This is a genomic window from Pseudomonas sp., from assembly GCF_030150285.1.
GTDB lineage: Bacteria > Pseudomonadota > Gammaproteobacteria > Pseudomonadales > Pseudomonadaceae > Aquipseudomonas.
Genome location: NZ_JASLGE010000096.1, coordinates 1 through 24298, shown reverse-complemented (window position 1 = coordinate 24298; position 24298 = coordinate 1). Strand labels below are relative to the sequence as shown.

24 protein-coding genes are annotated in these 24298 nt (G+C 59.7%); 5 read left to right on the top strand and 19 right to left on the bottom strand.

From position 1 onward, the window contains the following. Positions 1 to 7: 7 nt before the first annotated feature. The 3 genes from Q1W15_RS22730 to Q1W15_RS22720 all read right to left on the bottom strand — a co-directional run bounded on the left by Q1W15_RS22730 (position 8) and on the right by Q1W15_RS22720 (position 2938). On the bottom strand, positions 8 to 781 hold the full coding sequence (locus Q1W15_RS22730; RefSeq protein ID WP_300732881.1) for an ABC transporter ATP-binding protein: 774 nt from the start codon (positions 779 to 781) through the stop codon (positions 8 to 10). Positions 782 to 982: 201 nt separating this feature from the next. Then, positions 983 to 2017 (bottom strand): ABC transporter substrate-binding protein, encoded by a 1035-nt coding sequence (locus tag Q1W15_RS22725; RefSeq protein ID WP_300732878.1) that lies wholly within the window; start codon positions 2015 to 2017, stop codon positions 983 to 985. Positions 2018 to 2164: 147 nt separating this feature from the next. After that, on the bottom strand, positions 2165 to 2938 hold the full coding sequence (locus tag Q1W15_RS22720) for a class II aldolase/adducin family protein (RefSeq protein WP_300732913.1): 774 nt from the start codon (positions 2936 to 2938) through the stop codon (positions 2165 to 2167). A gap of 235 nt (positions 2939 to 3173) precedes the next feature. On the opposite strand from Q1W15_RS22720, the gene Q1W15_RS22715 reads away from it, so the two are divergent. Beyond that, the gene (locus tag Q1W15_RS22715) at positions 3174 to 4589 is read left to right on the top strand and encodes a PLP-dependent aminotransferase family protein (protein ID WP_300732875.1); all 1416 of its coding nucleotides are present in this window, start codon (positions 3174 to 3176) and stop codon (positions 4587 to 4589) included. Positions 4590 to 4709: 120 nt separating this feature from the next. On the opposite strand, the gene Q1W15_RS22710 is transcribed toward Q1W15_RS22715, so the two are convergent. The 4 genes from Q1W15_RS22710 to Q1W15_RS22695 form a co-directional block, all read right to left on the bottom strand. Continuing rightward, positions 4710 to 5609 (bottom strand): transporter, encoded by a 900-nt coding sequence (locus Q1W15_RS22710; protein ID WP_300732910.1) that lies wholly within the window; start codon positions 5607 to 5609, stop codon positions 4710 to 4712. Positions 5610 to 5796: 187 nt separating this feature from the next. Further along, positions 5797 to 6339, bottom strand: a complete 543-nt coding sequence (locus tag Q1W15_RS22705; RefSeq protein WP_300732872.1) for a flavin reductase family protein — start codon at positions 6337 to 6339, stop codon at positions 5797 to 5799. A 25-nt stretch (positions 6340 to 6364) separates the two neighbouring features. Beyond that, positions 6365 to 7603, bottom strand: a complete 1239-nt coding sequence (locus tag Q1W15_RS22700) for a styrene monooxygenase/indole monooxygenase family protein (RefSeq protein WP_300732865.1) — start codon at positions 7601 to 7603, stop codon at positions 6365 to 6367. Positions 7604 to 7650: 47 nt separating this feature from the next. Next, positions 7651 to 8436 carry an SDR family oxidoreductase gene (locus tag Q1W15_RS22695; protein WP_300732858.1) on the bottom strand — a complete coding sequence of 262 codons (786 nt, stop codon included), beginning with the start codon at positions 8434 to 8436 and terminating at the stop codon, positions 7651 to 7653. Positions 8437 to 8877: 441 nt separating this feature from the next. Between Q1W15_RS22695 and Q1W15_RS22690 the strand changes: the two genes are divergently transcribed. The 3 genes from Q1W15_RS22690 (at position 8878) to Q1W15_RS22680 (ending at position 11885) form a co-directional block, all read left to right on the top strand. Further along, a complete protein-coding gene (locus Q1W15_RS22690) occupies positions 8878 to 9906 on the top strand; it encodes an AraC family transcriptional regulator (RefSeq protein ID WP_300732852.1) in 1029 nt (342 codons plus the stop codon). 99 nt (positions 9907 to 10005) lie between these two features. Further along, positions 10006 to 10974, top strand: coding sequence for an AraC family transcriptional regulator (locus Q1W15_RS22685; RefSeq protein WP_300732845.1), 969 nt, complete (start codon positions 10006 to 10008; stop codon positions 10972 to 10974). 260 nt (positions 10975 to 11234) lie between these two features. Beyond that, a complete protein-coding gene (locus Q1W15_RS22680) occupies positions 11235 to 11885 on the top strand; it encodes an NAD(P)H-dependent oxidoreductase (protein WP_300732839.1) in 651 nt (216 codons plus the stop codon). 15 nt (positions 11886 to 11900) lie between these two features. Here Q1W15_RS22680 and Q1W15_RS22675 read toward each other — a convergent pair whose 3' ends face one another. Then, positions 11901 to 12296, bottom strand: coding sequence for a lysozyme inhibitor LprI family protein (locus Q1W15_RS22675; protein WP_300732836.1), 396 nt, complete (start codon positions 12294 to 12296; stop codon positions 11901 to 11903). Between the two features lie 197 nt (positions 12297 to 12493). Between Q1W15_RS22675 and Q1W15_RS22670 the strand changes: the two genes are divergently transcribed. Further along, a complete protein-coding gene (locus Q1W15_RS22670; protein ID WP_300732832.1) occupies positions 12494 to 13267 on the top strand; it encodes an SDR family NAD(P)-dependent oxidoreductase in 774 nt (257 codons plus the stop codon). A gap of 220 nt (positions 13268 to 13487) precedes the next feature. Here Q1W15_RS22670 and Q1W15_RS22665 read toward each other — a convergent pair whose 3' ends face one another. The 11 genes from Q1W15_RS22665 to Q1W15_RS22615 form a co-directional block, all read right to left on the bottom strand. Continuing rightward, entirely contained in the window at positions 13488 to 14846 is a 1359-nt protein-coding gene (locus Q1W15_RS22665) for a DUF3526 domain-containing protein (protein WP_300732829.1), read from the bottom strand. Continuing rightward, positions 14843 to 16273: a DUF3526 domain-containing protein gene (locus Q1W15_RS22660; protein WP_300732826.1), complete on the bottom strand. Its 1431-nt coding sequence runs from the start codon at positions 16271 to 16273 to the stop codon at positions 14843 to 14845. Before Q1W15_RS22660 ends, Q1W15_RS22665 begins: the two co-directional genes overlap by 4 nt. Beyond that, positions 16270 to 17022 (bottom strand): ABC transporter ATP-binding protein, encoded by a 753-nt coding sequence (locus Q1W15_RS22655; RefSeq protein ID WP_300732823.1) that lies wholly within the window; start codon positions 17020 to 17022, stop codon positions 16270 to 16272. The genes Q1W15_RS22660 and Q1W15_RS22655 overlap by 4 nt, the downstream gene beginning before the upstream one ends. A 167-nt stretch (positions 17023 to 17189) precedes the next feature. Then, the gene (locus Q1W15_RS22650) at positions 17190 to 18332 is read right to left on the bottom strand and encodes an OmpA family protein (protein WP_300732820.1); all 1143 of its coding nucleotides are present in this window, start codon (positions 18330 to 18332) and stop codon (positions 17190 to 17192) included. A gap of 23 nt (positions 18333 to 18355) precedes the next feature. Then, entirely contained in the window at positions 18356 to 18796 is a 441-nt protein-coding gene (gene tssE, locus Q1W15_RS22645) for a type VI secretion system baseplate subunit TssE (RefSeq protein ID WP_300732818.1), read from the bottom strand. Positions 18797 to 18799: 3 nt separating this feature from the next. Further along, positions 18800 to 19336 (bottom strand): type VI secretion system lipoprotein TssJ, encoded by a 537-nt coding sequence (gene tssJ, locus Q1W15_RS22640; protein ID WP_300732815.1) that lies wholly within the window; start codon positions 19334 to 19336, stop codon positions 18800 to 18802. Beyond that, complete coding sequence (tssG, locus tag Q1W15_RS22635; RefSeq protein ID WP_300732812.1) at positions 19317 to 20414, bottom strand: type VI secretion system baseplate subunit TssG; 1098 nt, start codon at positions 20412 to 20414, stop codon at positions 19317 to 19319. Before tssG ends, tssJ begins: the two co-directional genes overlap by 20 nt. Further along, a complete protein-coding gene (gene tssF / locus Q1W15_RS22630; RefSeq protein ID WP_300732809.1) occupies positions 20378 to 22147 on the bottom strand; it encodes a type VI secretion system baseplate subunit TssF in 1770 nt (589 codons plus the stop codon). Before tssF ends, tssG begins: the two co-directional genes overlap by 37 nt. A 23-nt stretch (positions 22148 to 22170) precedes the next feature. Then, complete coding sequence (gene tssA / locus Q1W15_RS22625) at positions 22171 to 23757, bottom strand: type VI secretion system protein TssA (RefSeq protein WP_300732806.1); 1587 nt, start codon at positions 23755 to 23757, stop codon at positions 22171 to 22173. 100 nt (positions 23758 to 23857) lie between these two features. After that, positions 23858 to 24001, bottom strand: coding sequence for a hypothetical protein (locus Q1W15_RS22620; protein WP_300732918.1), 144 nt, complete (start codon positions 23999 to 24001; stop codon positions 23858 to 23860). After that, a partial coding sequence (locus Q1W15_RS22615; RefSeq protein ID WP_300732804.1) for a type VI secretion IcmF C-terminal domain-containing protein occupies positions 23998 to 24298 on the bottom strand: 301 nt, incomplete at its 5' end. The genes Q1W15_RS22615 and Q1W15_RS22620, both read right to left, overlap by 4 nt.

Below are 24298 nucleotides of genomic sequence, written 5' to 3'. Positions count from 1 at the left end.
TGCCCCGTCAACCGTGCCAGCAGCGGTACCAGCCCTTGTTCTCCGACACCTGCAGATCCGTCTGGTAAAGGGCCGACAGCTGCTCGCTGGTCAAAATCTCGTGTTTAGGGCCATCGGCAACCAGACGTCCCTGGTTGATCAATATGACGCGATCGATTTCGGGGATGATTTCATCAATGTGGTGGGTGGTAATGATCATGGCGCGCCCCTCGCCACAGTAACGACGCATTAAAGACAGCAACCCCAAGCTGGCCCCCATGTCGAGACCACTGGTGGGCTCATCCAGAATCAAGGCCTGAGGGTGATGAACCAGCGCACGCGCCAACAGCAACCGGCGTTTCTGCCCGGTGGACAGGCGCTGGAACATGCGCTGCTCATCAATGTCCACGCACAATTGGTTCATCAATACGCGCGCCAGGGCGATTTGCGCCTCGTTCGGCTGTAAGTGCGCATGGGCCCCCATGGAACCGAAGAAACCGGAAATAACGACATCTAGGGCCGTGGTATACGGGGTGTACTCCTCCTGCATGTCCTGAGAAACGAAACCGATCTTGCTACGCAGAGCCCAGAGGTTCACCGTTTCATTGCCGAACAGTTTCAGGTAGCTCCCGTCCCGCTCAACCGGATAAAGCTCGCGATTGATGAGCTTCAACAAGGTGCTCTTGCCTGCACCGTTGGGCCCCAGAATGGCGACACGTTCGTTATAACCAATGGTTAACGACACCCGGTCGAACACCTGCGTCTGTTGTTGAAAGGCAGAAACCTGGTTCAATTCGATCATTGTTTGGCCTTGATTGAAGGGGGGGCGTACAGCGAACGCTGCCCGTCTCGACGGGCGATGCCATCACCATTACCACCATGATGATGGGTTGCCAAGCGGGCGCAGGCAACTTTCATCGGCCCTGTTACCGCCCAGCGCAAGGCGGCCCGCCAGGCTTCAATCGCCGGCAGGCCGCATTCGATGACACTTGACGCTGAAGGGTTATTTCGTTTTAGCAACCCAGGAATTGAAGCGCTGCTCCAGTTCCTCGCCATGGTTGACCCAGAATTCGTTGTTGATCGGCATGGCCTGCGACAGGTTATCCGGTGCGGTGTTCAAGCGCGCCGCCAGTGCCGGGTCCAACAACCCTGCGGTGTTCAGGTTGACCGAACCATAGCCCAGTTCTTTGGTATGGATCTTCTGGTTTTCCGGCTTGAGGGTGAACGCAATAAAGTCTTCAGCCGCGGCCTTGTTTTTGCTGCCCGTTGGAATCGCCCACGAGTCGATGGCGTAGATGCTGCCATTCCAGACAATTTTGAGGTTGGCACCGGTTTCCTGAGCGGCGAATACCCGACCATTAAAGGCCGTACTCATGATCACGTCACCGCTGGCCAGGAACTGCATCGGCTGCGCGCCGGCTTCCCACCACTGGATATCCGACTTGATTTCGTCCAGCTTACGGAACGCGCGATCCACCCCTTCCTTGGTCGACAGCTGTTTGTAGATATCCGCGTAAGGCACGCCGTCGGCCATCAAGGCCACTTCAAGCGTGTATTTGGCACCTTTGCGCAGGCTGCGCTTGCCAGGAAACTTCTGGGTGTCCCAGAAATCGGTCCAGCCGGTCGGGGCGCTGCTGACTTTGTCACCGTTGTAAGCAATGGCCATCGACCATACCAACACACCGGCACCGCACTCGGAGAGCGTGCCGGGCACGTAGTCCGCAGGCTTGCCCAGCTTGCTCTGGTCCAGCGGTTCAAACAGGCCTTCTTCGCAACCGCGAATCAGTTCCGGCGCTTCGACCTGCACGACGTCCCAGTTGACACTTTTGGTGTCAACCATCGCCTTGATCCGGCCCATCTCGCCGTTGTACTCGCCAGCGATCACTTTGGTGCCACTGGCTTTGGCGAAGGGTTTGTAGAACGCTTCGGTCTGTACATCCTTGCTGGCCCCACCGAACGAAATCACGGTAATTTCGTCAGCCATTGCATTGGCTGAAATGGCTGCGATAAGCAAGGCTGCGATTGCTGTCTTTTTCATATCTACCTCTAGGATTAATTGTTTTTGGCAGAGTTGAATCACGCGTGGCAGCGCTCATTGAGCACGCTGCCAGCTTCCCACCTCTGGCTCTGGGGCCAGTCGAGTGTTAATAAATCAGGCCCGTGACGGCCTGACACCAGCCATCCCTCAGCGTTGGTAATCTCCTTCATTGTCCGCTATCAACCGCAACACTGACGCCCAGGCCAGTTGGTGCAAGTCTTGGTCGATCTCGTCATCTGACTGTTTCGCGGTCAATTCACATACCGCCTCGGAAGGGAAGCGCAAGGTTGCCCCGCCGGCTAGCGCCTGAACCTGGGCCTGACAGGCACGTTCCAGGAAATAAATTTGATTGAACGCTTCGGCAATGGAACGACCGGCAGCGAGCAAGCCGTGGTTGCGCAGAATCATGGCCATGTGCGTGCCCAGGTCGCGCACCAGGCGCTGACGCTCATCCGGGTTGAGGGCGATGCCCTCGTAATCGTGGTAACCCAGGCGCCGGTAGAATTTCAGCGCGTGCTGGCTGATGGGCAACAAACCGTCTTCCTGGGCTGACACGGCGATGCCGGCCGAGGTATGGGTATGCACGATGCAGCTGATGTCATGGCGCGCGGCGTGGATGGCCGAGTGAATGATGAAGCCCGCGCGGTTAACGCTGTCAGGGCCGTGGTGAGCGTCCACGGTATTGCCGTCGTAGTCGATCTTGACCAGGTCCGAAGCGCGCATCTCATGGAACAACACACCGTAGCGGTTAATCAGGAAATGCCCATCTTCCCCGGGAACCCGGGCCGAAATGTGCGTATCGATCAGATCGGTCATCCGAAAATGCGCGATCAGCCGGTAGAGCGCAGCCAGGTCGCAACGGGTTTTCCACTCCGCCTCGGAAATCAGGCTACGGTCGATTTGAAAGGCCTTGTCGTGCATCGCATGTCCTTGTTCGTGATAAGTTTGTGCCATTACCGCCCCCTGAAAACCTGCGCGCTACCCCTGCCTGCTTGGCTGCCGCGTTTCAAAGACCCGATAAAGGCAACCGGGAATGACTTAAGCTTGCGCCAGCCCACTACCGGCGGCCATGAACAGAAAACCTGCTGTTGCAGCATTACTGTTATGGTCTTTTTACCAGTACACACCGCAGCAGCACTCGCCTGGACGGATGTTTATGATGTTTTTGGATCCCGACTCCGAGGAGTCACTGGTCAACCAGATCGTTTCGGGGATCAGCCTTGCGATCAAAGAGCACCGGCTGAGGGCCGGCGGTAAACTGCCGTCGATTCGCAAATTTGCGCAAACCCACAAGGTCAGCCACTTCACCGCTGTCGAAGCCTATGACCGGCTGGTGGCGCTGGGTTATCTGACGCCGGTTCGCAATGCCGGCTTTTATGTGCGCAACAGCCCTGGCAACCCCGCGCCCGAACCCGCCCCTGCGGCAAACGAGGAAGACAGCGAATTCGATTTCGACGCGCACCTGCTGCTGCAAAAAGTCTTTCAACCCATGGGCATGGAGTTGCGCCCGGGGGTGGGCCTGCTACCCGAACACTGGATTGACCAGGACGGCTTACAGCGCAGCCTGCGCGCCATGGCTCGCAGCGAGCCCGGCGGTTTTTCCGGCTACGGGCATGCCAAGGGCTCCGTTCGGCTGCGCGCCAAACTCGCGGAAAAACTGGGCGACACGCGCATTGCCGCCCACCCTGAGCAAATCATGCTGACCAGCGGTGGCAGCCATGCGCTGGATCTGGTCACGCGCTATTTGGTGCAGCGCGGTGACAGCGTGCTGGTCGACGAGCCGGGGTATCACAACCTGTTCCTCAACTTGCGCCTGCAAGGTGCCAAACTGCTGGGCGTGCCGCGCACCCTCGATGGTTTCGACCTGGACGTGCTCGAAGCGCTGATTCTTGAACATCGGCCCAAAGTGTTCTTCACCAACACCCGCCTGCAATGCCCGACGGGCACCAGCCTGTCCCTGGCCGTGGCGCACCGGGTGCTGCAACTGGCTGAAAAGTACGATTTCCTGATCGTCGAGAACGATATCTATGCCGACCTCGACACCACCGGCCAACAAGCGCTGGCGGGCATGGACCAACTGTCGCGGGTGATCTACATCGGCAGTTTTTCCAAAACCATTGCCCCGGCCTTACGGGTCGGCTTTGTGGCCGCGCACCAGGAACTGATTGACGAGTTGGTGCCCCTCAAGCTGGTCAGCGGCCTTACCACCTCTGAACTGACCGAAGAACTGGCCCTGACCGTGCTGCTGCAAGGCCGCCACCGCAAGCACGTCAACCAGTTGCAGAGCAACCTCGCAGAGGCCCACGAAACGGTCGCGCGGTTGCTGGAAAGTGTGGGCATGGAGATTTTCGTCAAGCCCCATGCAGGGATGTTCCTCTGGGCCCGTCACCCCCTGATCGACGACTCGACGGCGCTCGCAACGAAAGCCAAGGACGAAAAAATCCTCTTCGCCCCCGGTCAGTTGTTTATGCCCAACGCCCAGATCGTTCCGTGGATGCGTTTCAATGTGGCGCACTCACTGGATGAACGCATTTACAGGGTGTTGGAGCGTGAGATCGGGCACTGCCGCTAAGCGGCTGCGTGGCATAAGGGGATTGCCACCTTTAAAGCGCGTAACGCTGCAAAAAAACCTGCCCCGAGGGGCAGGTAAAATCCAGGTGATCGAGCAAGGGATCACAGAGGATGGGCGTGCTTAAAAATGGTGAACGTAGCGCATTTGCACGCGGCTGCCATCGGGGCGATTCTCAGCGTCCTGCTCGAAGTACGCGTTCACAAACAGATGATCGTCGCGGGAAAAGCTGTACATCGCTCCCGGCCCAAGGGCCCAGACTTTTTCACGGCGGCCGGACACTTCATGACCGTCCACTTTGGTGTCCGTGATTTGCTTGAGCCAATAGCCGTTGATGCCCAAACGCAGTTGCGGGGTCACTGCGTATTCGGTCGCAAAGTTGGCATGCAAGGCCTGGCCCGCTTGAATATCACTCGCCGCGCCAAACCCCGGCCCCGGTTCATCATTCTTGCCGTTATACAAATAGTGAGCCCGAACAGAGGCCGTCCATTTCGGCGTCATCCAATACGTGCCCGCCCAATAAGGGTTGAATGACCACGCGTTGGCACCGGGGTTGATGTCATGTTTATCGTCGTACTTGCCGGTCGGCAAATTGACCTGGAACTCAATGCGCTGTGCAAAGACCGGCCCGTCTGGCCCCATGATCGGATCGAACTGGATCATGGGCCCTAACATCAGGTCGCCAAACCCGCTTTGAGCTTTAAGCGCCGCGTTATCCAAGCCGTCATCAACCCGCATACGGGTCACAAAAGGCAGTACCGCGTTCATGCCCAGCGTTGCATTGCCCAGGCGAATATCCGAGAAGTAACTGACTTGAGTGACCGCCACCTGGTAGTTCAATGTTTGCTTGGGCAAACCTAATGCCTTGCCCTCTTCATCCCTCAGGCGGTTGGCGCTGTAGTTCTGGAAGTACTCTTGAAAATACCACCCCCCACCCGCCGGCGGCGCACCGTCAAGAAACGAGGTTAACCCCAGGTTAACCACCGGCAGGTCGTACGCCTGCACGTTTGCCGCCAGCAACACACTCACGCCCGCCCAATACACTGATAGCCGTTTTATTCTTCTTGTCATCATGCTCTCCACATGCTGCACAACCAAAGGCAGGGTCATTGCAAGCCACAACAACGGATACCTGTAAAGGCGAAGCCGTTACTTGCGATTGACCGCCGTATTATTTTTACTTCCAGGCCACGTTCATCCGCAGGTGGATTTACCGCGTTAACCCGGGGTGTTGCGCCGCCACGCGATACTGCCCGCCGTGAAACACCAACGGCTCCCCCGCCCCCTGGCGGTAATGCTCGACCTGCCCCAGAAAAATCAGGTGATCTCCGCCCTCGTACTGGGTGAAATTGCGGCACACCAACGTCGCAATCACACCATCGAGCAGCGGCACGCCGGCTTCTGCCTCCTTGAAGCCCACCCCCGCGAACTTGTCGGGTGCAGCGCGCGCGAAACGGCCAGAAATAGCGTGCTGGTCAGCCCCCAATACGTTGATCGCGAAATGGCTGCAGGACAGGAAGTCCTCCAGGCTGGGGGCCGTGCGCGAAATACTCCAGAGCACCAGCGGCGGGTCAAGGGACACCGAAGAAAAGGAATTGGCGGTCATGCCAACGTTGCGCCCGTCCGGGGTGCGCGTGGTGATCACAGTCACGCCCGTGGCGAACTGCCCGAGCAGATTGCGCAGCTCTCGTGGGTCGCAACCCTGCGCGCTGACCAGGTCATGCTGGGCGGGCTGAACGGTAAATGCATTCATGAGTAACTCCTGATTCGACGGCGGCTCAAGCGACCTGACGCGTTTTTTCCTGAATAAAGGCTTGGCACGACGGGGCGTCGAACCACCAAGGCGCAAAGTTGCGCGGGTCATCGAAACCATTGACGATGGCCGATGCCAGCGGCTGCGACTGGCTGGCGGCCCCCAGCAGTTCAAGCAAGTGCTGAGGCGGTGGGGCCAGCATGGTGTTCGTCCACTTCACCACATGCTGGGCGTAGCTCCAGTATTGCTCGAACGTGTCGTGCATCCAGTCGGGCGTGAAACCTTGCGCACCGCGGGCAATAATCGCGTCCAGGTAAACGCTGCTGCACTTGGCCGCATTGTTGGAGCCCTGACCCGTAATCGGATCGTTGACCACCAGGGCGTCGGCCATGCCGAATACCTTGCGGCCTGATGGCAATGTCAGCACCGGTTTGCGCACCATCGGGGTAAAACGCCCGGACACAAACCCTTTGTCATCGGTCATTTCCACAGCGCGGCAACGCTCGGCTTCCCAGGGGGCAAAGCGGTTGATGATCTCCAGGCTTTTCTCAAGGTGCTGTTCGGGCGACGTGATCCCCTGCCAGCAATCCATCGGCCCACCCGGAATGCCTTCAAACACCATGATTTCGCATGGGCCCGTTGTTGTCAGGCTCGGGAACACAAAGTACTCGCCCACACCGGGAATCAGGTTGAAGGCGACGCGGGAAAACGGCGACATCGGCGTCATGCCCTTTACGTAAGTCAAGGCCAGCGCCCGTTGCGGTTGCTGGAACTGAGTCCGCTCGGCGTCCCGTTCGAACAGATTGACGATCTCGCCCTTACCCGCCGCCAGCAAGACCAGGTCATGGCTGGCCGACAATTGCTCAAGCTCGGCCACGCCCACATCCTGGATAATCACTTCACCGCCGCGCCGCACGACTTCATCCAGCCATACCGGCATCTTCACGCGCTGGTCAACGGACTGCGCATAACGGTCCAGCCGGGTGCTCCAGCTGAACAGCGATTGCTTCGGGTTTTCCGGGTTGGCAACGGTCAGACCAATCCCCTCAACGGCCGGGCATTGGTCTTCCCAGTAGTTGAGCCCCAGGTCGCGCTCGGTTTGCAGGGCGGCGTTGAACATGCACTGGCTGGACATCACCTTGCCGTTGCGAATGTCCTCGCCTGTGCGATTGGTGGTCAGGGTCACGTGATAGCCCTTGGCGAGCAGACCCAGAGCCAGTTGCAGACCGGCTTGACCGGCCCCGACGATAGCGATTCGACGCATTATTATTGTTCTCCTGATAATTGACGGTGACGGGTGTTGCATTCGGGTTACTCGGCGAGCCGAGGGATTGCCGGCAGGTTCTGCTCGGGCCCCATGACCGAGTAGCCCCCATCGACGGCGTAATCTGCGCCGGTCACAAAGCTCGCCGCCGAAGAGCACAGGAACGTCACCACATTGGCCACTTCGCCGGGTTCCCCCAAGCGCCCCAACAGGTGGTACGACGCAGCGACCGCATCGGCTTTTTCACGGTTGCCGTTGCTGGCACCGGCGATGACCCGCGACCAGGTCCAGCCGGGCGACACCGAGTTGACGCGAATGCCATCGGCGGCCAGGTCCATGGCCATGCAACGCGTCAGTTGCACCATGGCGGCTTTGGACACCGGGTACAGCCAGCGCCCGGTCTGGGCGCACTTGGCCGAGATCGACGTGAAATTGACAATGGCCCCGCGGCGGGACTTGAGGTCTTGATGCACGGCCTGAGTCAGCACAACGGCCGACACCAGGTTTACATCCAGGGCCTGCAGCCACTCCTGGCGGTTCGAGGCAAACCCCTGATCGGTGTAAGTGCACGCCAGATTGACCAGCAGGTCGATGCCGCCGAAACGGGCACGCACCTGCTCCACCGCCTGAGTGACAACGGCGTCCTGGGTGACATCCACCTCGAAAAACGCGGCATTTTCGCCCAGCTCGGCGGCCGCTTTCAGGCCTGCTTCAACGTCGATATCAAACAGCGCGACGCGGGCACCGGCGTTGATAAGCCCTTGAGCCACGGCAGAACCGATCAGGGTGGCACCACCGCTGATCACGGCAACTTTAGTGTGCAGATCAAACATGGCTGCCCCCTTGCACCGACTCGCCTGGGCAAAAAACCCAACGTGGCATCAACGCCATGGAAGGCAGCCATTCATCCTGCAACTTCTGACCTGTCATTTCGATTCTCCAAGGGTTCAAGGAACGTTGGAGCCGATAGTGCGCAGGTTTGCACAGGCCGACTATCCGCTGAATGCGACGCCTGTCCGTGGCATGCGGGAAGTTAAAAAAGGCAACAACACCGGAAAACACACCCTCAAGTGCCCGCCACCTGCCGCTCACACAACAGGCCCCTACATGGCATGTCCATTGCTTTGGCAGGTAACAGACCCCGTCGAGGGCACAAAAAGAAACAGACATGCACCCAGGCTATCCGACGACTGCGGCGACTATCCGAATCCTGCAAATCCGCGGTAACACTCCTGTGCGCCATGCCTTGAAACCGTGCATCAAGTGAGGCGACCATGAACCAGAATCTCACTCCAAAGCGTTGCGATAACCTCTTTGACAGCGCTTCGTTATTTACGCCAAACAACCAGTTGTTTCTTCTCAATGACCTGAACGCCATACGTGAAGGCGTCAGCAGTGTGTTCACCACACACGACCTGCGTTGTATGGAAGGCACTGACCGCATCAGTGCCCGTATGCACCACGTCCATCGTGGGCGCTTGTCCTTGAACAGGCTGGAATACGGTGCCCGGGTCTATATAGACCCGGGCCGGCTGGAAGATTTCTTTTTGATCCAGATCCCCATCTGTGGCCAGGCGCAGATCAAATGCGGCGATCACGAATTTATCTCTTCGCCGCACAAAGCCTCGCTGATCTCCCCGCACTTGCCGTTAGCGATGTGCTGGGAAGCCAACGCCCCTCAACTGGCGCTGCGCATTGAACGCAGTGAGGTGGAATACCATTGCGCGCAGCACCTTGGGCATGTGATCGACCGCTCACTGGCGTTTCAGCCCGAGCTCGACCTGACCACGCCGGGGGGCAACTACCTTCTCCAGCTCATCACAATGCTGGCAGATGCCATCACGCTGAGCGAACACCCGCTGCATCACGCTTTAGTGCTCAAACAGTTCGAGTCGGCGCTGATCAATGCATTGGTCTACGGCCAGCCCAACAGCCTCAAGCAACAGCTGGAGGACGCCAGCAAACCCAAAACGCTCTTGCCTTATTTTGTCAAAAAGACCGAAGAATACATGCGGGCACACGCGCATCAGGCCCTGAGCATCGAACAACTGGCCGAACACGCCGGCGTCAGCGTGCGCACGCTGTTTACCGGTTTCCGCGACTTCTGCGGGACCACCCCCATGGCTTACTTGCGCAACCTCAGGCTGGAACAGGTCCACCTTGAACTGAGCACACACAGCCATGACGCGTCAGTCACCGACATCGCCTTCAAATGGGGCTTTGCCCACCTGGGGCGTTTTTCCCAGGAGTACAAAAAACGCTTCGGTGAAGCCCCTTCGACTACGCTCAGGTTTCGCAAATGAATGGGCCGGCGGTTCCGTGCAGCCTGGCTCTACGATAATGCGTAATCTGTGTACGATGATCCGAATCGTGGCGGTTGGAATACCCGATGCAGGTAATCCATGGATAATTCACATGACACATTAACTGGCTTATCAAACATGGCATTCCCGGATTTCACACCGCCCAACCCCGCGTCCCCTGATGCGCTGTCCAACGATCTGGCAACGCTCATCGCGCGTTTTGCGCCGATTGACGGCATTCATCACACGGCTATTGCGTCCTTAACCTTCCACCGTTTCAGCACCCCGGCAAAGGAAGAATCGGCCTTTACCAAGGTCGCACTCATCTTCGCGGCACAAGGCGCGAAAACGGTCACGGTGGGCGACGCGTCTTATAGCTACGACACGAAGCATTGCCTGGTCACCTCGCTGGACATGCCCGTGATCGGCCGGGTTACGCAGGCGAGCCCAGAAGCACCCTACCTGTGTTTTGCGATGGAAATAGACATGCAGAAAGTCGCAGACATCGTCGCTTCGCACGACCTTCCGCCGCCTGACGAGCCGCCAGCAGGCTTGGGTATCAGCCTCAGCCCTCTCCCTGCCGAACTGCTGGAGGCCACCTGGCGCCTGGCGCGCCTGCTCAACACCCCCAAGCATATTCCGACCCTGGCCCCCTTGATCGAGCAGGAGATCCTGTATCGCCTGCTGATGAGCAGCCAGGGCATGAGGCTGCGCCATACCCTGGTTGCGGATAGCCGTGCCTTCAAAGTCAGCAAGGCGGTCGAATGGATCAAAACACACTATGCCGGGCCCATCAGCATTGATGCACTGGCCAGCCATGTGAATATGAGCGTTTCCTCGCTGCACCAGCACTTCAAGGAAGCGACCGCGATGAGCCCGCTGCAATACCAAAAGCGCCTCAGGTTGCTTGAAGCACGCCGGCTCCTGATAAAACGACCGGGTGACCTGGGTGTGGTGGCGTCAGCGGTGGGCTACGAAAACCTGTCGCAGTTCCATCGCGAATACAAACGCCTGTTCGGAGCACCGCCGATTCAAGATGCCGCGCGGCTGCGCAGCGACTCGGTTTGATTGCGCCACCACGGGGGTGACGCGCCTGCCTGCTCACTGCTCTACCACCGCCCACTGAAGATCAGATGAGTGATTCGGATTTTTGTGCACTCTCTTCGGAAGAACAGACAGCCGGGCCCGGCGTTATTCACGAATAATGGACGTCAAGCCTGAAGCCGGGTTTGCACCTGAACACTGCTTTATATCGGCACGTTCAAAGCGACCTTGGCTTTACACTCAAAACGCCCAGTGTGAACACCGCGAGACTATCGAGGATTATGATGAAAAAAGTGTTGATTATAAACGCGTTCCAATTATATGAAGACTTCTCCAAAGGCGAACTTAACGACACCATGGCCCACGTTATTCAGGACGTCATGGAACACCGGGGCTACGAGGTTAAAACAACGATTATTGAGCGCGGCTATAACATCGACGAGGAAGTTGAAAAGCATGTATGGGCAGACATTATCTTTTTGCAAACGCCCATTCATTGGTTTGGTGCGCCGTGGTTGTACAAAAAGTATGCCGATGAAATATTCACCGCTGGGCTACTTCAGAAACGCCTGATCGTCGACGATGGCCGAACTCGCAACGACCCCGCCAAACAATACGGCACGGGAGGCCTGATGCAGGGCAAGCAATACATGTTGTCCTTGACCTGGAATGCTCCTCTGGCCGCGTTTGATGACGAGCGCCAATACCTGTTTGGCGCAAAGTCCGTTGACGACGTGATGATCGCCAACACCACCAATTACCGGTTCTGTGGGGCAGAAACGCTACCGGCGTTCTCGTGTTTCAACGTCATCAAAGACCCGAAAATCGCCCAGGATATCGAGCGCCTTCGAGATCACTTGGCACAGCACTTTCCACTGCCGGTGCACGAAACGGGCGATTCACCCCCATCGCCACGTGCGCACACCGCTGTTTAACAGGAAAACCGCTGGCTACGGGAGCGGGCAACTGACATCGCCTTCGTTGCACTGTGTATATCGGTCTAACTGTGCGGTTCTCGCACGGGTCAGGCTGCCCAGGCACGCACTGATGACCATGGGTTGGATTGATCCGCCTGCGGTTCTATCGGCAACGAACTGACACTCCGCGTCGCGGAACTTGACCCATGCGCGCTGCGCCGACTTGAGGTGTTGAGCCCTGTCGGGCTGTGTATCGAGCCGGCCCATGATGTGTTTATAAACCGTATTCAACTGGGCGTCCGCGTCACGGTAAGCACGTGCCGAACAGTCATTTAACTGACCCTGCGTCATGGCCGAATCACAGTGATCCGCGCCATACGCCAAACCGGTAAAACTCAACAACGTCACAATAAATAAAAGCGCGCGCATTCGATAGGTCCTGCCATAAGGTATGTCGGGCAGACTTTATATCGCCACTGCGACAAGAGCAAAGTAATCAGTGCTCCTTAGGGGGCCTGTATCTAAAAGTCGCTTCACCGTGCACGGCACTCTCGTTGACCTAACTAAAACAGAAAGAGCCCTGATCTTTTATTCGCCCCATCACATTGCTGATTCAAGAGAAACTTATGAATACTTCCAACGTTCCTCAAACACTCACCGGTAAAGTTGCGCTGGTGACAGGCGCAAGTTCCGGGATCGGCCGCGCCACTGCACTCGAACTTGCCCGGCGCGGGGCTAAAGTTGTCGCCAGCGCACGCCGTCAAGTCGAGCTTGAAGCGCTTGTCGCCGAAATCAAAGGCGCTGGTCACGAAGCCACCGCCGTCGTCGCGGATATCAACGTCGAACAGGAGGTGATCGATCTGGTTGCCAAGACGATCTCGACCTACGGCCGCATCGATATTGCCTTCAATAATGCGGGCACCGAGGGCACGTTCTCGCCGTTTATCGAGCAGACCAACGACACCTACGAGACGATTTTCAATGCCAATGTCCGCGGGGTGTTCTGGTCCATGAAGCACCAGGCCAAAGCCATGCTGGAACAAGGTAGCGGCACGATTATCAACAATGCGTCCATGGGCGGTGTCATCGGGTTCGCCAATGCGGGTCTCTACATTGCCAGCAAGCATGCCGTACTCGGCCTGACCAAAACGGCGTCAATTGAGCTATTCAAACAGGGCGTGCGCGTCAACGCGGTCAACCCCGGCATCATCGACACACCGTTCCAGGATCGCATCTGGCCAAGCACCGAAGCGAAGGACGCCTTCGCGGCCTCAACCGTGCCCGGCCGGGCAGGTGCGGCGGCCGAAATCGCCACCGTGGTCGCCTTCCTCGCCTCGGATGACGCGTCCTTTGTCTCTGGCCACGGCGTACTGATCGACGGCGGTTACTCGATTGCCTGACCGCCTGCCAAGGCCTTGGGCTCACTCAGGAGAGGTTCCCTGGAACCGCCTGGATGGGCCCCATCGGCCTCGTTTTAATGCAGCTTATTAAGGATCCAAATCATCTGTAGGAACGAGCTTTCTCGTGATCTTTTAACGACCAAAAGCTCACGAGCAAGCTCGTTCCTACAGGCGTTTCCACAACAGCGTGGTCCGCGCGATCATCCTCTTTTAGTAGCGTTTATCCCGCCGAGGGCAGGCGTTTAAAACGCCGAATACCCAGCCAACACACCAGCCCTGCCAGGGCAAACAGTGCGCAGAGCGAGCCGACAAGGGATGCGCCCTGGGCGGCACGCGGTGTAAAACTCGGCTGCTTGGCAAAGTCGTCTGTACCGAACGGCTGGCCATTGAACAGGTACGGGTAATAAAAGTGGCGGATCTGACGATGGAAGGCCGTGATCTGATCCTGGTAGGCAAGTTGCGCCAGCAAGTCCGTATCGGCGGCACGGTGCAGGGCCGCCTGGGCTCCCACGCCAGGCAGCACCCAGCCAAGCCGTTCTGTCCACGTCTGGCGCGCCTGTAACCCTTCGCGATAGGCCTGCACCTGCTTGGCCACGCTCTCGTCGCCCAGTTGCTGGAAGGCGAAGTACCATTTCCAGTTGAAACCGGCCGACAACGGTGCAGTGGCCTGCCATTCGGGATGGCTGACGAAAAAACGCTGCATCGTTTCCTCTCGTGGAACCTCCCAGGCACCATGAATCGCTTGGCGCTGTGCCAGCATCAGGTCGACCCCCTGGTGCACAGGAATCTGACGCGTCAAGGCCACATTGGCCAATGTTGGCAGCACCAGCGTCAGCAATGCCCAAGCCCCCATCAGCGCGGTGGCATTGGCGACTGAACGCCAGCCGCCGGTGGCAATCACCAGCGACAACCCCACCCAAAACGCCAGATAACTCGCCACTATCGCCAACACCAAGGCAACCGTGCCGGCTGCAGTGCCGGACACCGCCGCACCGGCCAATACCGGCAGTGTGAGGCAGGCCAATAGCAGCAGGTAGCGCAGCGCGACGCGGCGTTGCCATAGCCGAGCGCTGTCGGGCAACGACATCAGCAAGCGCAACCGCCCTGCCTGGCGTTCACCCGAGATCAGGTCGTGCAGCAGCGCAATAACGAACAATGGCACCAGATAGATCAGCACGAAAGCAAAATCAAACCGCCCCGGCAGCGCCAGTTCAGGGTTGAACACTTCGCCCTCATAGAGTTGCGCCTGCAAACCCAGGGCCCGTATGCGCAGCGCGTAAGGCGTGACATCGCGCAACCCCACCGCCAGGAACGCCGCTTCACGCGGCGGATCCCAGGTGCTGTAAAAGCTGTAATACGCCGGGTAGCCGGCATCGGAGCTCTGCGCATACCGGGCAGCAATCGCCGCCCCATCCTGTTCATGCAGCGGTGCCAAACGGGCAATCGTTTGCTGCTGACGCTCGACGTCCTGCAAGCCCGACCACACCGCCAACACCGTGAGACCCAGCAGCAACAGCAGGGCCACCCTCGACAGCCGCGAACGCAGCAACAGCCGCACTTCGTGTTCTAACCACTTCATCGCGCAGCCCTTCCCAGTCGACTCGCCACACACCCAGTCAAGATCGCTAACGCCGCCAGCCACAGCAGCAGGATGGCACCTGCCGGCAGCGCTCGTTGCAACGTTTGAGCCGTTGTTGCACCGCTCAATTGAAACGCAGGGAACGCCTGCCAGTGGCTGTGCGAGAGACGGTTTTGCTGGGTGGGGTTGGTATCGTCTGCATAGGCCAATAGGTGTGTCTGCAGCCGGTTCAAGCCCTGTACCAAGTCGTAGCGGTAGGTTTCCCCCTGCTCCAGGAAGGCGTTGAAACTGGCCAGGTCTGTACCGGCCGCTGTCATCGACAAACGGCGTAATGCCAGCGTTGGGCTGAGCCAGCCGAACGCATCGACCCTCGCGCTTTGTCGGGCTTGCCGGTCAAAGGTAGCCGCCGCGTAGCGGTTAAACAGCGCGCTTGACTGGCGCTCGCCTTCCATGCCGACCAGGCCTTTGAAGTTCACCGGCAAGTCCTCGATACGCGACACGCCATAGGTGTTCAACACCTTGTCGCGAAACGCCGAAAACACGGGATCATCTGGGTTGTGCGCGTCACCCAGCGCCTGGTACTCGCGCTCGACGTGAATCTGGTTTTCGAAGCGGGTTGGCATGGGCACCGTCGTGTTTGCCACATCAGGCACCCAGCGCGGCAGCAGGATCACCCACACTGTCCAGACCGCCAACAACGCCAGCAACGCATCGCGGCCACGTGACGACAGGCTGGACACTAACACCACCGCCAACGCCCACAGCAGCACCCAGGCCGCATAACCTGCAGCCAGCAACACGACCATCGCCCAGGCGGTCTGGCCGCTTGCCGCCAGCCAGCCCAAGGACAGCAGCGCGGGCAGCAGCATCAAACCTGCAAAACCTGACAGGGCGATCAGCTTGCCCAGCACGAGTTGGCGACTGCTCACGCCCTGGGCCAGCAATACGCGCAGCGTGCCCGTTTCGCGCTCGCGAGCCACGCCCGCATGGCCTACAAAAATCAGCAGCAACGGGGCCAGCACCTGCAACACAAAGGCCGGTGTCAATTGGCCAAAGCGCAGCAGCAGCGAAGACTGGCGCACATCGCCAAAGTTGGCGCTGTTCTGGCGATGCGCTTCGAGGAACAGGGTGTTGCCGGTGTAAGCCTCAATACCCGGGTCAAAGGCGGCCAGCGGGTTCAGTGGTCGGAACAGAAAATGCCCGAAGTGTGTCACCCGGTGCGGATGACGATCGGGCTGGGTTTCAAATTCATGGTTGGCTTGCGCCTGATAGCGGGCCCGCTCGCTATTGGTGTGGCGCTGGTGCTCCCAGGCATTGAGCGCGGCAACCAGCGTGAGCACCGTCAGCAGCGCCAAGCCGAACACCGCCACACGGTCACGAAACAAGGCTCGCCACTCCTCGCGGGCAATACGCAGCCCCACACTCATACGGCCACCTTGGCCGCATAGCGGCGGTGCAGAGCGCGAACGTCAAAACGCTCGTCCCCCGAGGCGATCACTTCTTCAATTAAACGCCCGCCATCGAGAAACCCGATGCGGTCGGCCATATCAGCGGCACTGAGCAGGTCATGCGTGACCATCAGAACCGCCACATTGCGCGCGCGCAGCAGCCCCAATAGCTGGTTGAAATCAGCGGTCGCCTGCGGGTCCAACCCCGAGGTCGGCTCATCCAGCAGCAATACCGGCACTTTGCGCATAAGGGCCAAGGCGATTGCTACCTTCTGGCGCATCCCCTTGGAAAAACCCGAGACCCTGCGATCGAATGCGGGCACCGCCAGCCCGGCCGCCATCAGCGCTTGGCCGATGGCATCAGCGGTTTCGCGCTGCCCCGCCAGGTCCAGTAGATAGGCGACATTTTCGCGCGCGGTCAGGTGCTCGTACAGCGCAACGTTTTCGGGAATATAGGCCAGATGGCGACGGGCTTCGGCAGCCTGGGTGGCCGGGTCGATCGACGCGACACGCACCTGGCCGGATAAAGGCACTATAAAACCCAGAAACAGGCTCAGCGTGGTGGTTTTACCCGCACCGTTGGCCCCCAGCAGTGCGTAGATTTCGCCCGCACGAACCGTCAGATCCAGCCCATTGAGCAGGGGCTTGCCGCCATACCCGGCGCATACCGCTTTGGCCTCGAGCAGGCTGCCAGGCGCGCTGGCGGCTCCGTTTGTTTCATTTCCCATCGTCTCTTTGAGTCCTGTCTTGCCATGCATTGGTTGTGGAACGGAAGGCATGCACCGTCTCAATGCAATGAACCCACCATCAAAGCCACGATATAACATAACCAATACACTCAAACAAACAGCGCGCTTGCGCTGCCCGGACAGCACGACGCTGTACAGGCGTGCAACTATCCATTCTCGACACCCATGACGGGCTGCCCACACGCCCCCACTTGAGGAACGAGGTGGATGTCCACACGGCGGTTGGCGATACGGCCCGGCTCGTTGTCGTTGCTGGCAACCGGTTGACTGGCCGCCAGCCCTTGAACGGCGAAGCAACTGTCAGCGATATCGCCCATACGCTGCATCCAGTCACGTACGGCCGAGGCACGGGCGTGTGACAGGCGCAGGTTTTGTTCAGCCTCACCGGAGGCATCGGCATGCCCGGCGATCACAATCAGCCAGCCAGGCCGGGCCTTGATACCGACCAGCGCATTGATCAGCACCTTGTTCGAGCTCGGTTTGAGTTCGGCACTGCCGGCATCGAACAGCGACAGGCTGTCCAGGTGCACGGGATCCGGCAGTACCCGCTCACGCGCCTGATGAAACCGCCACTGCTGCCAGCCAAACCCACTGGCCAGCAGGCCGCTGGTCACTACGGCCAGCAGCCACAGCGCCCTGCGACGCCGTTTGGCTTTCAGCTCGAACACTGACAGGTCAGGCATGGGAGCTGCCGGCAAGATCACCACAGGCATTACCACACCAGGCTCCGCGCTGCGCGTCGACAGGGCCACCGGTGAGTGCGGCATACGCTCACGTTGCCCGCGCTTCAGCAATCCGGCGACGTGCTGACGCAGCGTCAGCAGTGTGAGCAAAGGTGCCGGGGCGTGACGGTTCAACTGTTCGTTCAAACGTTCCAACCCGGCATCCAGTTCCTGCAATGCCGGCAGGCTCCACGGTGTAATGTCCAGACTGCGCAGCAACACCTGCAACCGGGCGAACAACCCGCTCAGAATATCCAGGCGCACAGCGACCTTGGGTGGCCACAACGACGACCACTCCGCGCCCAGCGACTCGATCAGCGCCACCCCCTGCGTCATGCCTTCCAGGCCAAAGCGCTGGCTGCGAGACAGTGCAAAGAAGGCCACTGTTTGTAGGTCGGCTCCGTTTTTATGAAACAAGGCCAGGCACAACGCTTCGACCTGAGCCCAGTTCACATCCGGGCAGGCCGGGTGGCTGAGTTTGCCCAGTTCATCGTGCAGCGCCGTAAATTCAGCGAAGGTTCGCGGATCACCGCCCACCCGAATGCGCATTTCAAACAACGACGTCATTCAACTTCCCATCCCTTACAGGTTTACGGCTGCGACAGGTAATGCTGTCGCTTCAGGTGACGCACCAACACTTTGCCCTCGGGTGCCAGGGTGGTGCCGAAGCTCATGTGCTCGCCTCCCTTCAGTTCCACATCCAGGGCATAGTCCAGATGGCCCGGCAGCGCCTGCGGCAGCAGTTCGATGTTCACCGCCGCCAGGCGCGGCTCGTACTTGAGCAAGGTGTTGACCAAGGTGTTCATCAAGTCATGGGCGGTGGCGGGCAGGCCTTGCAGGATCAGGCCCATGTCCGGCAGGCCATAGTCGGGCAGATGACTAAGCGTGCCAGCGCGGCTATTGAGAATGCGTTGCAGGTTGTCCAGCACGGACAAGGTGAGTTGATCGGCTTCGCTGACCCGGTACAGCTCCAGCTCGCCATCAAAGTTCTGCAACAGCATTTCGTAGAGTGAAGGGTTGAGTTCGCTCATGGCCTAGTCCTGCGCCAGCGGGCGCAAGGTCAGTTGGTTGTCCCCCAGTTCGATGACGCGCGCTCGGTCCGGGTCCAGGTCATCCCGTGTCAGCAACACACGCCACGTCTTGCGCTGGGTATCAGGTTCACGAAACAACGCCACCACCGCGACACAATCAGCGTCCTTGTGCAGAGGGACATTCACTTGGGCACCTTCACCGGGCTTCACCACCACGGTTTGTTGAGCCAGCAGGTCGGTGTTCAACAGACGTTCATCGTCGCTCAACACGCTGTCGTAGCTGGCCTTCTCCAGCACTTTTCCATCGCGCAATTGGTACACCCGCACCAAGGTCGCTGCCGACATCTCGCTCATGTCCGTGGTGTCGGTGTTGATCGCCGCCCGACCACTGAAGTCCAGGTGCAGGCTGTTCACCTGCTTGTAGAACATCGCCCTGGCCGTTGAGGTGGTGGCATCGGCGACGGTCTGGCTTAGCCCGCAGCCACCCAGCAGTGAAACGAGCGCGGCCAACATCAATGCATTACAAACGGTACGCGACATGCTGTATCTCCCGGTGATGAGGGTTGGGTTGCAGGCCTTGATAGCGGCCCAGGTTAATCGTGAGGGTGTCGTGTGCGCCAACGGGCCAAGTGTCACTGCCCAAGCCAAGGACACCGGTCATGCCCAAGAGCACCGGTGCGCCTCCGAGCACTGGAATGGGCAATTCGCGCACCGGCAGCGACAACTGCAGTTTCGCGGTGCAACGCCAGCCCAGGTACACCCGCAACAGCACCCGCAGATCGCTGTGTAATGCGCCGCCCGGCAACCAGCCACGAGCCTCTTGCGGATCTTGGGTGAACAGGCTCAGGTGCAACTGGCTGTTGGCGTCGTGCCCGACACTGCCCAAGGGCGTGCCCTGAGACAAACTCACTGGCTGGCGGCTGGACAGACTGGCCGGTTGCGCCAAGGGAATGTGCTGCGGCCAATGGGCCGTGACCTTCGCCTGTGTATGGGGGGCCAGCAGCTTGACCAGCGCCATCACGCCTTCGGCGTTGCGGGTGGGCAGGCGCATCACACTGAGCAGCGCCAGAAAGCGCGAGACCGGCGTGGCTATTTGTTTGGCGGTGCCGGGAATGCCAAGGCCAATCAACCCCAGCAAGCACTGTGAGGTTGCATCCGTTGCACCCGCTTCAAACGTGGCCGGGTACGAATACTTGCGCCAGATGCGGTAGAACTGGGTAAAGATGCGGTGGTTGAACATGTCGAGGAAGGCCTCCAACGCTTCATGCCCTTCGCGCCGCTGGGCGATGTCGTCCAGGTAGACCGTCGGCAACGGCGAATCAACCCCGTACAGCCCGAGCAGGCGAGTACGCACCGTGGCTGGACGCTGCGGATGAAGCGCATCGGTTTCAATCGCCCTTAGCTCGCTGGAGGGAAACCCCATGCCCGGGTCCGGCCGAAAACGCACCGGGTCATCGCCTGGGTGCGCCGTACTGCCCAGCGGCGGATGATCGGGCAACGCCTGTTCCAGCAGTTGGCAGATGCGGTACAGGTTGCCCTCAGCCACCTCGCCTTCCAGGGCGGCCAGCAAGCCGCTGGCCTTTAGCCGGGTATACGCTGACTGTGGTTCTCGTTCCATCGCAGGCACTTTCCAGTAGGTTGCAGGATCAGCGTGAGCTGGTTGAACAGATGAATGTCGGCATACAGGGTGAAGAAGCGATTGAGCATCTCGCCAAACAGACTGATGTCGCCCTCCCCCGAAAAACCATTGGCATCCAGGGTGACTTCGATATCCACCCCGCGCAGCAGAAAGCCCTTCTCAAAGCGCTGAATCAGGTGGTGACGAACCTCGACGATGGCTTCCAGGCGCCGGCGGTTCAGCTCACTGCCGGTCCAGTCGTACAGCGCCAGGGTGCCGCGCAACACCTCGGCGCTGTCGAGCATCGGCAGAAAGTTGGAGCCCAAGTGGCTGAGCACGCGCCAATGAAAGCGGTCACGGTTTGGCGGGTAGCACGGCAAGGTCGGTGCGGTCAGATTGCGCACCCGCAAACCGGCCTGGGTGGATTGCACCACGGTGTCCAGCAGGGTGCTTTGCAGCGCCTTGCGCGGCAGTTGCCCATGGGTGCCGGTCAACCGCAACGACAGGCTTTCGCTGACGCGCAACTGATCCACGTCAAACCCCTCGCCCCCCAGGATCAGCCAAGTGTCGTGCAGGCCATTGGCACCGCGCTTTAACCGCGTATGAAAGTAACGTTCGGGGGCTTCGTCGCGCAGCATGCCGCCCTTGTGGCGAAAACTGGTGAAGGGCACGTAGTCGTGGCGCTCTGCGTTTTTTGAAGACGTGACTTGGTCCACCGAATAGATTTCAAGGTGCCCGTCTTGCAGGCGCATGGGCCGCAACAGGTAATCGGTCTGTAACGGGGTAAGGGCCAGCGGATCCGCTTCCAGCGGGAACAGATTGATTACCGGCACCGCATGCAGGCGAAGGTGATCAGCACTCAAACCAAACTCATGAGGCCACGCTTCGCTCAGCACCACGTCCAGCTCAAAGCCTTCCATGCCAGGGGCGAGGTTCAGATGCTCCAACCCGCACAAGGTCACGAACATAAATTTTTCGCGGAAGGTGAAGTACTCCAGCAGCAACTGATAGCCACTGAAGGCACTGTCCCCTTTGGGCCACAGACGGTCCTCATCCGCAAATCCCTTGGGCGAGAAACAAGCCTGCAGCGGTGCGCGGTCCAACGTCCCCGGCAAACGGGCGTACACCGCTTGCGCATTAAGCGTCAGTGCCTGATGCAAGGCACTGGCCAAGGGGGCATCGGCATTCAGGTACAACGGCAATCGGCTCAGGTCGATCTTGGACCAGTCCGTCAACGCGCCGCAGGCAAAGCGCAGGCGCAGCACCGAGCGACCGTCGGGCTCATGGGCGACGTGCACCGTTTCCAGGGCCAGCGGTTGCAGTGTCAGCGCTTGAGTGGTGGTGTAACGGCAGCGTGTGCGTTGCGGCCCGATCGGTTGCGACAGCACTTCAAAGCCTTGCTCGATCGACTCACTGCCCTTCATCTGTGCCAATTCCGGCACCAGTTCGATGATGGAGAGCGAAGGAATGGTGCGCAGGTAATGCGGCCACAGCAAACTGACCAGCCCCTCGGTCATCTCCGGCAGGTCATCGTCGAGCTTTTCGCGCAGGCGCCCCATCAAAAAGGCAAAGCCCTCGAACAGGCGCTCCACGTAGGGGTCATGTGCCCCCGGCTTGTCCAGGTTCAACTGGGCCGCTCGATCCGGGAAAGCGTCTGCAAACTCCTTACCGGCTTCGCGCAGATAGCGCATTTCGGCGTCGTAATAACGCAGTGTCAGGTTGTCCATGCTCAAAGATAAATCCTGATAGTGAAGGGTTAGCTGCAAAGCACTGCAGCGCGTACCGGGTCAATGGCCACCAGCGCTGCCAGCAACGCGTCCATGTGCCGGGCGAGGGTCGGTTTGTCGGCATCATTGCGTTGAAATTTCAAGCGCAGCAGCTTGAGCAGGCGGGCCTTGATGTCGAAGTTCAGCGCTGGCTCCCAATCCGCCAACCGATGCAACTGCGCAGTGGCATCCAGTTCCGTCAGCAGGTGCACAGCCAGATCGCTCTTGCCATACTGCTCGGCCACTCGCGCCATCAGCAGGCGCAACAGCCAACGCTGCCGCCCGGTGTGCACGCCGGGCCTGTCGGCCAACCACGCCAGCGCCTGCTCCACGCCGTCGCTGTCCGCCTGCGCCAAGGCCTCACGTTCCAGTGACAGGATGTCGTCATCGCCGGGTGTCGAGACCGGTGCCGGCGCGGGCAACCACTGCGGTGAACGATTGCCGCTCACCTGCTGGGCAATCCATTCCCGCGTGGTCTCGTCAGCGAACGGCGTACCGTCGTCCCAGTACAAGGCCTCCAGGCCCGGCAAACGGTCCAGAAACATGCCCAGATCTCGCTTGACGATGTCGGCCCAGTCACTCAATGGGGCGGGCTGTTTGCTTAAGGCGTGGTACGCATACGTTTGCAGGTCCAGCCAAAAATGGTTGACCCCCTCGGCGTACATGCGCTCGGTCTGCTCCAGCAGCGCTGTCCAGTTCTGCTGCGCATACAGGCGTTTGAGTTGCGCCCGATACTCGCCGCGTGGAGGTGCCAGGCGCGTTTTACCGCTGGCGTCCTGAGGTGGCGTCTGATGCACAGTGTCCCAACGCAGGCTCTTCATCAGGCGGTGCGCCGCCAGCCAGCCTTCGGGCTGCTCGCGCAGATACACTGCCAAGGCGCGGCCACTGTCCAGCAAATCGCGGCCAGACTTGATCGGCGAAAGGCTTGAGGGGGTTATCGGGCTGTTAGGCAGATGGCTGGCACTGTGCTGTGGCACCACCGCATCAACCCCACCGGATTGCGCCAAACGGGCCGATAACGCGCCATACAGGGCATCCAGCGCCGGGCGGTGCGCCTGGGGCCATGCGCTAAGCCCTTGTTCCAGCCAGGCCAGCGCGGTCACCGTACGCTCAGATTCACCCGTGTCCACCTCCGGATAACGCGACAGGCTATCCAGCACCTTGCTGCTGGTCAGCCACTCCAGCGCCAACTTGCGACTGGTGGCTCGCACCGGCAACACCTCGCCAGCGTAACGCTCCACCAGCGCGGCGAGCAGGCCCAGGCCGTCAGCCAACCCGGCCTCGCCGTCCTTGTGCAAGCGCGCCCAGAGGTAATACGTGCCTACCCGCAAGTCCTTGCAGGTCTGGGTCAACAGCGTCTCGGCCAACTGAATCACCAGATCGGCATCGGCCCCCGACAGTTTATTGACCTCTTCGCGCATCCGCTGAAAGTCATCGTCGTAACCCGGGTCTTCGCCAACCGGGGCATCGGCACGGATGGGCATAAGCCAGGCGGCCCAACGTTCGGTGTGCTGTGGGCTCAACGGCAAGATACCCCGCGCGCCCAGGCACTTGTTGATCAACGTAGAGAGGCTCATCTAAAGCTCCAATGCTGTGCGATAGCGGTGTTTCTGATGGCTAACAACCTGCTCGTGCCCTTGAAACGCAAACACGCGGCAACGCAAGCGTGGGCATGGGTCACTTCGAACATGACGGCGGCTCCGGCAAGTGCAACGAGGTTTTGATCGGGTACTCGGGGCTGCCGTAGGCGTAGCAGGACGTGGTGACCTGAACCTCGTCACAGGGCAGGAAATGCACGGCCCAATACGGGGGCAGGTTCATTCAAACCTCCCGTTCTGCGCATAAGGCTGTGTCGCAGCACCCTCATCAAGAAATATCTGCGACGGCAAGGTGAAGCCGCGCAGGGCGAGTAGCGCCATCGGCCCTGCGCCCAGTTCCGTGCGCAAGTGCCAGGTCAGGTCCAGGCCGTCCGGGGCGTTGAGGACCATGCGGTACTGGCTGTCGCTGTCGTCCAGAGCGGTGATCCGGGCGGCTTCCAGTAGCCGGATCAGCCCCCAGGTGCCTTGGTAGTCGCCATACAGGCGCTCTCCCGCCGTGACGCTGGTCCACCTCAGGCTC

Coding starts and splice junctions, on each gene's coding strand:
- Q1W15_RS22730 (WP_300732881.1), bottom strand. CDS start 781: ATGATCGAATTGAACCAGGTTTCTGCCTTTCAACAACAGACGCAGGTG.
- Q1W15_RS22725 (WP_300732878.1), bottom strand. CDS start 2,017: ATGAAAAAGACAGCAATCGCAGCCTTGCTTATCGCAGCCATTTCAGCC.
- Q1W15_RS22720 (WP_300732913.1), bottom strand. CDS start 2,938: ATGCACGACAAGGCCTTTCAAATCGACCGTAGCCTGATTTCCGAGGCG.
- Q1W15_RS22715 (WP_300732875.1), top strand. CDS start 3,174: ATGATGTTTTTGGATCCCGACTCCGAGGAGTCACTGGTCAACCAGATC.
- Q1W15_RS22705 (WP_300732872.1), bottom strand. CDS start 6,339: ATGAATGCATTTACCGTTCAGCCCGCCCAGCATGACCTGGTCAGCGCG.
- Q1W15_RS22700 (WP_300732865.1), bottom strand. CDS start 7,603: ATGCGTCGAATCGCTATCGTCGGGGCCGGTCAAGCCGGTCTGCAACTG.
- Q1W15_RS22695 (WP_300732858.1), bottom strand. CDS start 8,436: ATGTTTGATCTGCACACTAAAGTTGCCGTGATCAGCGGTGGTGCCACC.
- Q1W15_RS22690 (WP_300732852.1), top strand. CDS start 8,878: ATGAACCAGAATCTCACTCCAAAGCGTTGCGATAACCTCTTTGACAGC.
- Q1W15_RS22685 (WP_300732845.1), top strand. CDS start 10,006: ATGGATAATTCACATGACACATTAACTGGCTTATCAAACATGGCATTC.
- Q1W15_RS22680 (WP_300732839.1), top strand. CDS start 11,235: ATGAAAAAAGTGTTGATTATAAACGCGTTCCAATTATATGAAGACTTC.
- Q1W15_RS22675 (WP_300732836.1), bottom strand. CDS start 12,296: ATGCGCGCGCTTTTATTTATTGTGACGTTGTTGAGTTTTACCGGTTTG.
- Q1W15_RS22670 (WP_300732832.1), top strand. CDS start 12,494: ATGAATACTTCCAACGTTCCTCAAACACTCACCGGTAAAGTTGCGCTG.
- Q1W15_RS22665 (WP_300732829.1), bottom strand. CDS start 14,846: ATGAAGTGGTTAGAACACGAAGTGCGGCTGTTGCTGCGTTCGCGGCTG.
- Q1W15_RS22660 (WP_300732826.1), bottom strand. CDS start 16,273: ATGAGTGTGGGGCTGCGTATTGCCCGCGAGGAGTGGCGAGCCTTGTTT.
- Q1W15_RS22655 (WP_300732823.1), bottom strand. CDS start 17,022: ATGGGAAATGAAACAAACGGAGCCGCCAGCGCGCCTGGCAGCCTGCTC.
- Q1W15_RS22650 (WP_300732820.1), bottom strand. CDS start 18,332: ATGACGTCGTTGTTTGAAATGCGCATTCGGGTGGGCGGTGATCCGCGA.
- tssE (WP_300732818.1), bottom strand. CDS start 18,796: ATGAGCGAACTCAACCCTTCACTCTACGAAATGCTGTTGCAGAACTTT.
- tssJ (WP_300732815.1), bottom strand. CDS start 19,336: ATGTCGCGTACCGTTTGTAATGCATTGATGTTGGCCGCGCTCGTTTCA.
- tssG (WP_300732812.1), bottom strand. CDS start 20,414: ATGGAACGAGAACCACAGTCAGCGTATACCCGGCTAAAGGCCAGCGGC.
- tssA (WP_300732806.1), bottom strand. CDS start 23,757: ATGAGCCTCTCTACGTTGATCAACAAGTGCCTGGGCGCGCGGGGTATC.
- Q1W15_RS22620 (WP_300732918.1), bottom strand. CDS start 24,001: ATGAACCTGCCCCCGTATTGGGCCGTGCATTTCCTGCCCTGTGACGAG.